Origin of the sequence: Kitasatospora sp. NPDC059722, from assembly GCF_042733235.1 — a bacterium.
Lineage (GTDB): Bacteria > Actinomycetota > Actinomycetes > Streptomycetales > Streptomycetaceae > Kitasatospora.
Map to the genome: position 1 here is coordinate 293 of NZ_JBHWGD010000148.1, position 1,662 is coordinate 1,954.

Consider the following 1,662-nt stretch of genomic DNA (forward strand, 5'->3'; position numbering starts at 1 on the left):
TTCCGCCTTAATTTTTGCCCCCTCCCCCCACCCCCCCCCCTGACACCCCCCGCAGGGCCCCCCGCCCCCCGCCCCCCCCCCCGCGGGCGGGGCCCCCGTCCGCCGTGGTGCGCCGACGGGCGTTGGGCCGGGCCAGGTACGGGCAGACCATCGAGGCGTACAGCATGCACGCCCGGTGTCCCGGCCCCTCCATCGTCGGCGCGAGGTTCCGGTACGGCCGCCCGTCCGCCAGTGCCTCGGCGATCGCCGCGCTCTCCGCAGCGCCGACCACCCGCCACACCGGCCCCTGCGGCATCAGCTCGTCGCACACCGAACACCGCCGCTCCAGCGCACAGTTCGCACTCCGCCCGTAGTCGGTCAGCGCGAACTGCGGCTCACCCCCCTCCCAGGGAGTGATCGCCGGCACGGGATACCCACGCACATCACGGGGCCGGCCCTCGACGGCCGGCGGCATCGGAACGGAATCGAAGCGCACGCGCCATGCTTACCACGGCCCTCACTTCACGGCGAAGCCCGGACGGTGACCGGGACGGGTCCGGCACCGCGTGGTGCCGGACCCCGTCGTCGGGCGGCGTGCGGGGTGGGTCAGTTCCAGATGCCGGAGACGTCGGTGCCGTTGGCCGCGTTGCCCGCGTGGGTGGTCAGGCCGGCGAGGTCCTCCAGGGTGCGCAGGACGTCGTAGTGGTTGTAGGTGGTGGCGGTGGTGCTGCCGGGGGCCACGTGGGCGCCGGAGACGACGGTGGGGATGCGGTTGCCGGCCAGGCGGTTGTCCTCGTCGAAGGTGACGAGGAGCAGGCTGTTGTGGCTCGCGGCCCAGGTGGCGTAGGCGCCGAGGTTGGTCTTGAGCCAGGTGTCGCCGGTCTTGACCGAGCAGTCGTGCATGTCGCTGCACAGGTTCGGCACGACGAAGGACACCTTCGGCAGGGTGGTGTAGTCGGTCGGGAACTGGCTGAAGGTCCGGGCCGAGTTCAGCGCGACGTTGCCGAAGCCGAACCACGGGTTGTGCTTCTGCGCGTAGTTGCCGCTGCTGCACACCGTGCTGCCCTGGGCGGGCAGGGACTCGTTGTAGCTGCCCCAGGTCTTCCCCGCGGCGGTGAGCTCGGAGGCGAGGTTCGGAGCCTGCAGGCCGCCGACGTTCACGCAGCTGTCGTCGGTGATGCCCTGCGTCGAGCCGGAGAACAGCGCGTAGTAGTTCGGCTGGCTCGGGTGCGTGATCGCGTACGACTGGGTGAGCGTCGCGCCGCCCTTGGCCAGGGAGTTGATGTACGGCGCGCTGCTGCTGCCGATGACCTGGCTGTAGGCGTGGTTCTCCATGACGACCACGATCACGTGGTCGGGGGCGGGCAGCGCGGCGGCCTGCGCGGCGGGGGCGGTGGCGGCCCACAGGCCGGCGGAGGCGGCCACGAGGGCGGTCGCCGAGGCGACCGCGGTCGCGGTGCGGCGGGAACGCAGGCGGGTGCGCGGACGGGTGCGCAGGCGGGGCTGGACGGGCTCAGGCATGACGAGTCCTCACGGGGGATGGGAACGGTCCGGTGGGAGGGGCGCCGGCGGCGGCGGCGCCGGCCGCGGCCCCGGGGGTGTGCGGGGGGGGCGTCGCCTTGGCACCGGCCGTGGGCACGGTCGATGTGGGTGGGTCCGGGGGCCGGCGTGCCGCCGAACTTC

General features: G+C 73.5%; 2 protein-coding genes. One reads left to right on the top strand and one right to left on the bottom strand.

Annotation, left to right across the window (positions count from 1 at the left end):
- Positions 1 to 164: 164 nt before the first annotated feature.
- On the top strand, positions 165 to 353 hold the full coding sequence (locus ACFV4F_RS40460) for a hypothetical protein (protein ID WP_380510517.1): 189 nt from the start codon (positions 165 to 167) through the stop codon (positions 351 to 353).
- A gap of 232 nt (positions 354 to 585) precedes the next feature.
- On the opposite strand, the gene ACFV4F_RS40465 is transcribed toward ACFV4F_RS40460, so the two are convergent.
- Positions 586 to 1,500, bottom strand: a complete 915-nt coding sequence (locus tag ACFV4F_RS40465) for an alkaline phosphatase family protein (protein ID WP_380510519.1) — start codon at positions 1,498 to 1,500, stop codon at positions 586 to 588.
- Between the last annotated feature and the right edge of the window lie 162 nt (positions 1,501 to 1,662).